Below are 8,226 nucleotides of genomic sequence, written 5' to 3'. Positions count from 1 at the left end.
ACATCTCCGCAAACGGCAGACCTCCACGCCACATCCATATCAGCGTAACCAGCGTCCCCACAATCAAAAGTCCTACAATGAGTTGCAAGTCAGCGAGTCGGGTTCCTTGATTCGTCGTCGAGTGGGTCTGCCTAGACAACACATACGAGGCAACTGAAAGTAGGGCAACCTCCAACAGAAACGTCCTTCCCGCCCATATCACGCTGTGGATAGCACTCGTGAGAACTAGCAAAAGGGCGACCGGCGGCCATTTTCCCAGAGTGCCTGCTGAGAGCCCGACCAGAACTGACAATGCGAAGTTGAAACACTCTAGGACACCCCAAATAGTGGGGACGACTATCTCCCCTGATAGGAGCCCCGCACGAGCTCCCCCTGCCAGGATGGTCGGGATAGACATCACCTGCAGCACTTCCAGGGTAGTCCCAAATGCCCCTACGGAAGCCGCAAACGCGCACAGGGCGAGCATCTTGCGTAACCGGCAGCGGTCAAATGCAAGACGGCTCTTGTTACGGCAAAATCCTTTTCGCCGGAAGGAGATAGCGCCGGCCAAAGCTGCCGACCCACACCCGAGCAAAAACGCAGCATAGGACCCAAGTACGAGGACACCCGCCTCAAGACTGAGCCTCGGGTACGGGACCATACGGAGAAAAAATAGGGCCAAAAGAAAGCCCCAGGTACCCCCGTACACGGCGAGCGGGGACACCCAACTACCAAAGACCCTCCTGCTCCCCCATATCGCCGACAAGCCCATCAACGCCATTACAAGAGACATGCTCCTAGTTCCTTCCCTAACTTATCGCTTATCGCTAGGCTCGCGACCGCACATAACGCACGGTTAGTCCAGGCCAAACACCAACGCGGGTGGAAAAGGCGAAATCCTGCCACAAAACTTTTGGGGCAACTGTAGGGTGGGAACCCCTGCAGCATACGGTAGACGCAATTCTGTTCAAGGTAAGAGCACCCGCCCCATCACGCGCCTGTCTGCAGGTAAGATGCAACGGCATCCTCCCACCCTCGCAAGACATACCCAATGGTGGCCGCCAGCGGGGCAGGGTCGAGCCGTGAATTGCGGGGCCGTCTTGCAGGGCGCGCAAGCTTATCTGAAACTATCGGGGAGATTCGGGCGTCCATCCCAGAGATCCGAAGCACGTGCTCGGCTAGACCATACCAAGTCGTTGCCCCGCTATTCGTCACGTGGTATATACCATGACAACCGGTTGCGGCCAGATCAGCACAGGCAGCAGCCAAATCGGGGGTATAAGTGGGACACCCGATGTGGTCCGCCACCACGGTGAGCACTTCTCCAAGTTGCGCCTTATGTAGAATCGTAGCGACGAAGTTCCTTCCGCCCCTGCCGAACAGCCAACTGGTGCGCACGACATAATGACGGTGGGTGAGGGACCGAACATAGTTCTCCCCCCACAGCTTCGTCTTACCGTAGACGTTGATCGGGTTAGGTGCGTCCCAGATTTCGTAAGGACTGTCTTTTTCTCCGTCGAAGACGTAGTCAGTGCTGATGTGCATGAGCGCAGCCCCCTGAGCTTCGCACGCTAGGGCGAGGTTGCGCGGGCCCAGTCCATTGACCGCCATGGCAATGTCGGGTTCCGCCTCGGCCCTGTCCACGTCAGTATACGCCGCACAGCTTACAACCAAGTCGGGCTTCAACGATCCAATGGCTTCCCGTACGGCACGCAGGTCGGTTATGTCGAGCCGGGCACGGTCCAAAGCAATCACGTCGTGTCCGCGCCGCTGGAACTCAGCCACCATGTCCTGCCCGAGCATACCTGAAGCACCGGTGATGATGACTCTCATGTGTCCTACCTCATCTTTGTGGACCAATCAAAACCGATGCGCGGGTCATCGTACGGGAGACGTTTCTCATCCGGGTTGTCTCGGTCGTACGGACGGGTGGTGAAGTACAGGATGATGGCAGGCTTTTCCCCCAATGTGCGGTAGCCGTGGGCCACGCCGGCAGGAATAAGCAACACTATCGGGTTGTCCTCGCCCATGTAAAACACGTTGGTTTCTCCGTACGTCGGCGAGTCCTCCCGCAGATCGTGCAGCACGACCTGCGCGTTTCCGACCGGGAAGAACCACACGTCGTCCTGATGCTCGTGGTAGTGGAAGGCCTTTATCACCCCAGGGTACGTCTTGGACATCGACGCCTGGCCAAAGTGCCGCAACAGGCCATCGTCCTCGCGGAGTATCTCCTGAAAGAACCCGCGGTCGTCCGGATGACGAACCAGCTGCTTGATCCTAACCCCTTCTATCAAGTGACACCCCTCCGGATGCCGCGACCCTAACCGTTACACAGCCAACTCCGAGTCATCGCCCACGAACAACCTTAGCGCCTGCCGGCCATCGCCTGCTTTACGAACCTTGACGTTCCTCCCCACCAGGCTGTCTTCGATGCACCCCACATCGCAAAGCTCGCAGTCTTCGAGTATGACGGAGTGCTCCACCGTCACGCTGCGCAGGTGGCTACGGTCGCCGATGGCGGTGAATGGGCCCACGAAACAGTTTTGGATCACCACGCCCTCCCCGATAACGGCCGGGCCCCTGATCACACTTCCAATCACGCGGGCACCGTGGCCCACCTCGACTCGTCCTACCACCTGACTCACAGCATCCACTTCGCCGTGGATAGCGCGGCGGGCGTATTCATCGAGAACCACGCGGTTGGCCTCCAGGATGTCGTCCTTCTTGCCCGTGTCAAGCCACCAACCATGGAGGACCCGGGCCTCGACCCGTCCCCCCATGTTCATGAGCTCCTGGATGGCATCCGTGATCTCCAGTTCCCCGCGCCAGGACGGCCTGATGCGCGAAATGGCGTCATGGATCGCGCTCGAAAACAGGTACACCCCGACCAGAGCCAGGTTGCTGGGGGGATCCTTGGGTTTTTCAATAAGGCGCACTACCCGGTTGTCGCCGTCCAGGACGGCAACCCCAAACTGTCTGGGATCGGGAACCTCCTTCAGCAGTATCGTGGCCTCCTTGGCGTCCGTCGCGAACTCGCGGACCAGGTCTGCGACGCCACCCTGGATGAGGTTGTCGCCGAGGAACATGAGGAACGGGGCATCACCCAGGAAACCGCGTGCTACCTGCACCGCGTGCGCCAGGCCACCCGGGCGGTCCTGAACTATGTAGGTGACCGCGAGCCCCCAACGGGAGCCGTCGCCCACCGCCGCTTTAACGCTCTCACCCGTCTCGGGGCTAATTATGATCCCCACGTCTTGTATCCCCGCGGCGGCCACCTGCTCCAGGACGAAGAATAGGATCGGTTTGTTGGCCACCGGTACCAACTGCTTGGCCATTGTGTAAGTCAACGGCCGCAGCCTGGTACCCCTGCCCCCAGACAGGATGAGTGCCTTCACCTCAGGTCCCTCCGTCAGCCCCACGAACGGCTGCTCCGTAGACCCGTTCATAGTACAGCCGGTATTCGCCCGCCTTGATCCGTCGCCACCAGCCCTCGTTCTCCCGGTACCAGGCCACTACAGAAGGCAGCGCGTCGGGCAGGCGTAACTTCGGTTCCCAGCCCAGTTCATCCCTCGCCTTTTTAGCACTCATGGCGTAACGCCTGTCGTGACCAAGCCGATCCGGCACGAAAGTGATCAGCGATTCCGGCTTACCCAGCACTCCCAGAATCGCCCTCACGACCTCGAGATTGGTCATTTCGCAGCCGCCGCTGATGTTGTAAACTTCCCCCGGGCGGCCCCTCTGGATGACCAGGTCGAGTGCCAGAAAGTGGTCTTCGACGTGTATCCAGTCGCGGACGTTCAGGCCGTCGCCATACACGGGCAGGGGCTTGTCTTCCAAAGCATTGGTTATCATGAGGGGTATCAACTTCTCGGGGAACTGGTAGGGGCCGTAGTTATTGGAGCACCTCGTGATGATCACAGGCAAACCATAAGTCCTGTGGTAGGCCTTCACGAGCAGGTCAGCCGCTGCCTTCGACGCAGCATAGGGGCTACTGGGGGCAAGCGGGCTCTCTTCTGAGAACGGCGGGTCATCAGGCCGCAGGGAACCGTACACTTCGTCAGTGGAAACCTGGACGAACAAACCAATGCCGTGGCTTCGGGCAGCTTCGAGCAACACTTGCGTTCCCTTCACGTTTGTCTCGATGAACGGACCAGCATCCAGTATGCTGCGATCCACGTGGGACTCAGCCGCGAAGTTCACAACGACGTCAAACTTGCCCGAAGACATCAACCTGTCCACGAGGCCACGGTCACAGATGTCCCCGCGAACGAAGGCATACTGCGGCGACGCCTGGACATCCGAAAGGTTCTCCAGGTTGCCGGCGTACGTGAGCTTGTCCAGATTGACGACCTGCCAGTCCGGGTGCTGGGCTATCACATAGCGTATGAAGTTGCTCCCTATGAACCCCGCCCCGCCTGTTACCAGCAGCTTCACCCGGCGATGTCCCCCGCTTCCCCTGCGCTCTACTAAATGGATACCGGGGGCGGCCCCGCAGGAGTGGTTCGGGGACCTGCACCAAGGTCCCCCCTTACTACCGGTCAGCCACAATGCACTATTTGCCGCAGCGACTCTACCAACTCACCACTACTTTCCTGCCTGCTGCGGGTGCCATCGAACACCATGCATTGGAGAGCAAGAAGCGACTCCCACAAGGCACCATAGTCTACCCCACTTGCCGTTCCTACCCGCCAGATGCGTGGGTGAGAAGTGGGCAGAACGGACTCACCGTCCCCGAAAAGTTGCTCAGCGATCTTCTCGCCTGGGCGGACACCCGTGAACACTATGGGTATGTCCACCCCCGGCTCGTAGCCGGACAGCCTGATCATGTTCTCCGCCAGGTCGACGATCCGAATGGGCTCGCCCATGTCAAGGGCAAATATCTCCCCGCCCTGCCCAATGGCTCCTGCCTGAATGACCAACTGCACGGCCTCTGGGGTGGTCATGAAGTAGCGCCGCATGTCAGGGTCCGTGACAGTAACCGGCCCACCAGACGCGATTTGCGCCCGGAACACTGGGACGACGCTCCCACGGCTCCCGATGACGTTGCCGAAGCGCACCGCTACGAACCGCGTCTCGTGCATAGTGGTTCCCTCTCCGCTTGGCTGGGAACCGTCGCAGCCAGCCGCAAATTCGGCCACTGTGTCGAGGGCCGGGAACGGATCCCGGGAACTGGTGGCCCCGACGAGCGCTTCTGAACCATGGCCGTTCATGCCGAGGACGATCTTCTCGGCGACCCGCTTGGTCATGCCCATCACGCTGGTCGGGTTGACCGCCTTGTCTGTAGAGATCAGTAAAAACCTCTTGGTGCCGTAGAGCCGGGCCGCTCTTGCCAGGTTTAGGGTGCCAAAAACGTTGGTCTTCACCGCCTCGTCGGGGTGCTCTTCCATGAGGGGCACGTGCTTATGTGCGGCAGCATGGAACACCACCCCCGGCCGGTAGGCGGCGAATACCTGTTCCACCTTGCGACGGTCCCGGATGTCGGCGATGATGATTTTTTTCTGTACCTCGGGGAACTTCAGATCGAGGCTCAGCGCGGTCTCGAAGGCACCATTCTCGTCGTGGTCGAGCAGCAGCAACAGTCCGGGATCAAAGCGAGCCGCCTGCCGGCACAGCTCGGAGCCGATGGACCCGCCGGCTCCCGTCACCAGCACCGTCTCGCCCCGCAGGTAGCCGGCCACCTGGTCCAGGTCGATCTGCACCGGCTCTCGCCCCAGCAAGTCTTCCAGTTCGATCGGACGGATGTGCTGCACCGTCACCCGCCCGTTGAGCAGTTCGTACACGCCCGGGATGGTCTTGATGGCCACCTCTAGACCCTGGCAGCGGCCCACTATCTGCCGCAGGGTCGCAGGCGGAGCAGAGGGAATTGCTACCACCACTTCTTCTATGGCATGCTCATCCACCAAGCGGGCGATCTCTTCCGTGGTCCCCACCACGGGCACACCGTGCAGCCTGAGCCCCAGCTTGCGCCGGTCATCGTCCACCAGGGCCACCGGCTTTAGCCCTGATTCCGGCCGCGACTTGAGCTCTTTCACCACCATGGCCCCGGCCTCGCCTGCCCCCACGATGAGCGCGCGCTTGCGGGGCCGCCCGCGGCCGTCCGTGAAAGCCTCCAGGCGGCGGATCACCCGCCAGGTCAGCCGCATGCCCCCCACCGCCAGGAAGGACAAGACGACCGTCATGACGATGACGCTGCGGGGAAAACCGGGCACCGTGGGGTAGACGTAAATGGATAACAGCATGAAAGCCGTCTGCAGGCCCACCCCCCGCACCACCGCCCACAGTTCCTCGATACTCGCGAACTGCCAGAGACTGTGGTAGAGCCCGCCCAGGTAATAGGCGACCAGAGTACCCAGAGAGTAGGGCAGGCCCAAGGCCAGGTAGGCATCGAGGTATGTATGGGGAATCCGCCACTCAAAGCGGAGGAGTAACCCCGCCAGCAGACACCCATTCACGACCACGAGATCGCAAACAGCCAGGACCAATTGCCTGGCCCGCGGCCACCGCAGGAACGCCATCGTTACCTCCTGGCCCGCCCCACTGTTACTCTCGAAAACTTACCCGCCGCTCCGTTGACCAGCTACAATCAGGCTCCACCGCAACAGACCGGCCGGCCAAAACGGGTCGGAATCAAGCCCGTCCTAAACCTTCACACGAACCATTCACTGGTCAGCGTCACAGTGTTTTCCGTCGCAATTCCGAGGGCTTACGGAGCGGAGGCTCCTACATCCAACGCGCGTTTTCAGGCCCCGAGCGGCAAGAGGCGGTTCAAGCACTCCGACCTCCCGGTCCTTTTCGATCAGGTTCTGACCACCCATCCCGGCAGTGCTTGTCCACACCACGCACGAAATACTGGCAGATCCAGAGCTGACTCAAGAGTGACCCACAGGTTGTGGACCACCAGGTCCCGAGTGTCCAGGTTCCGCTCGAGCTCGTCGAAAGAAGCTGCGCGCTTCCTCAACGCACAGAGCCGCCCGACCGCCCCGTCCAGCGTTGACAGATAGGTTTCAATGCGCTCCAAAGCGAACAGACCTCAGTCAGCATCCTCTACGGCCTTGACGGAGCCGGCGTCAACCTCCACCGGCACTTCCTGCCCCATGATCTCAAGGAGCACCCGCACCCGTTTTCGGCCTGCGGTCGGCTTCTCCAGGATTCCCAGCAGCCCCCGAAATGGCTCTTCGGTGATCTCTACTCTCGTACCGGCGTCTAACTCCTGCCAGGCAGGGCGGCCGCTGCGGAAAACCACGATCCCCGACCCGAGCGACTTTTCCATTATGAGTTCCACCGCGGCGTCGGGGACCGGCACCGGTTCGTCGCCCGTCCCCAGCACCCGCAGCACCCACGGGTTAGAGCGCAGCCGTTGCCACCCGTCAACCCAACCAGGGGTCAGCTGCACGAACAGGTAGCCCGGGAACATCGGTTCCACCCTTTGGCGCACGCCTGATGGTTCATCCGGGGGCCGCCCACGCGACCTCCGCTTCACCCGCCGGGTATCCAGGAACACCAGCCGGGGAAGCAGCACGTCCAACCCGTCTCTCATCAACGTAACTTCCGCGGAAACCTCCTTGGCAGGCCTCGTCTGTACTGCATACCAGGCCGGCACCAGCTCGTCCGGTACCTCCTGCACAACGCACATCTGCCGCAGACCGCACCCACCGCGCCCGCAGCGGACCCCATCCCCCACAAACCACATCCCCAGGACACGCCCGGGTCCGGACGGCAGTCGTACCACGGTACCGACCTGCTCAACCCTCAGCCAGTCCCTGGATTCAGCCAAATCGAGTAAACTCCGCACTCCGCCCTCGCTGCCGTCCTTCCCTCCCGGGCAATACTTCGCCACTTCCGGCCCTTCCCGCCGTTGCCGGGCTCCGGAAACCGGCGTCGCTCATAGCAGTCCCATTCTCCGTGCGGTCCCAAATTCCTTCAGGGGGAAACACTGGTCAACTTACCAATTTCTAACCCCTGGGCGACAACAGTTCCGAGCCACATCAGGCGTGCACGCTACTGCCCCGGGGTTCAGCCCCGGCCGGGTTCGCCGACGAACCCGAGACGGACGGCCAGCGCCGCCAGTTCCGTCCGATTCGAAGCACCCATCATTTGCAGCAGCACGCTGATCTCCCTGTGCACGGTGGAACCGCTCACGCACAACACCTTCGCGATCTCGCGGTCAGACAGCCCCCGGCTCAGGCACTTCATGATCTCTCGCTGCCTGTCGGACAGCTTCGCCCTGATCGCGGCGCCCTGCGACAA

The 8,226-nt window shown here is 61.2% G+C and carries 8 protein-coding genes; all 8 read right to left on the bottom strand.

The genetic code is table 11. From position 1 onward, the window contains the following. The coding region (locus AB1609_10735) for a hypothetical protein (GenBank protein ID MEW6046943.1) at nt 1-400 on the bottom strand (400 nt) is incomplete at its 3' end. A 569-nt stretch (nt 401-969) separates the two neighbouring features. Continuing rightward, nucleotides 970-1,812: a dTDP-4-dehydrorhamnose reductase gene (rfbD, locus tag AB1609_10730; protein MEW6046942.1), complete on the bottom strand. Its 843-nt coding sequence runs from the start codon at nt 1,810-1,812 to the stop codon at nt 970-972. A gap of 5 nt (nt 1,813-1,817) precedes the next feature. Next, a complete protein-coding gene (locus AB1609_10725) occupies nt 1,818-2,273 on the bottom strand; it encodes a dTDP-4-dehydrorhamnose 3,5-epimerase family protein (GenBank protein ID MEW6046941.1) in 456 nt (151 codons plus the stop codon). A gap of 33 nt (nt 2,274-2,306) precedes the next feature. After that, nucleotides 2,307-3,374, bottom strand: coding sequence for a glucose-1-phosphate thymidylyltransferase (locus AB1609_10720; protein MEW6046940.1), 1,068 nt, complete (start codon nt 3,372-3,374; stop codon nt 2,307-2,309). A gap of 1 nt (nt 3,375) precedes the next feature. After that, nucleotides 3,376-4,413, bottom strand: a complete 1,038-nt coding sequence (gene rfbB, locus AB1609_10715; protein ID MEW6046939.1) for a dTDP-glucose 4,6-dehydratase — start codon at nt 4,411-4,413, stop codon at nt 3,376-3,378. A gap of 104 nt (nt 4,414-4,517) precedes the next feature. Next, nucleotides 4,518-6,494: a nucleoside-diphosphate sugar epimerase/dehydratase gene (locus AB1609_10710; protein ID MEW6046938.1), complete on the bottom strand. Its 1,977-nt coding sequence runs from the start codon at nt 6,492-6,494 to the stop codon at nt 4,518-4,520. A gap of 515 nt (nt 6,495-7,009) precedes the next feature. Further along, nucleotides 7,010-7,612: a transcription termination/antitermination NusG family protein gene (locus tag AB1609_10705; protein ID MEW6046937.1), complete on the bottom strand. Its 603-nt coding sequence runs from the start codon at nt 7,610-7,612 to the stop codon at nt 7,010-7,012. Nucleotides 7,613-7,992: 380 nt separating this feature from the next. Beyond that, nucleotides 7,993-8,226 (bottom strand): LuxR C-terminal-related transcriptional regulator (locus AB1609_10700; GenBank protein MEW6046936.1); only part of this gene is annotated, 234 nt, incomplete at its 5' end.

The organism is Bacillota bacterium (assembly GCA_040754675.1).
GTDB lineage: Bacteria > Bacillota > Limnochordia > Limnochordales > Geochordaceae > Geochorda.
This window is presented reverse-complemented; position numbering and strand designations above follow the sequence as displayed.

Excerpts from the sequence above, each read along its gene's own strand:
- rfbD (MEW6046942.1), bottom strand. The coding sequence starts at position 1,812 with ATGAGAGTCATCATCACCGGTGCTTCAGGTATGCTCGGGCAGGACATG.
- AB1609_10705 (MEW6046937.1), bottom strand. The coding sequence starts at position 7,612 with ATGTGCGTTGTGCAGGAGGTACCGGACGAGCTGGTGCCGGCCTGGTAT.
- AB1609_10710 (MEW6046938.1), bottom strand. The coding sequence starts at position 6,494 with ATGGCGTTCCTGCGGTGGCCGCGGGCCAGGCAATTGGTCCTGGCTGTT.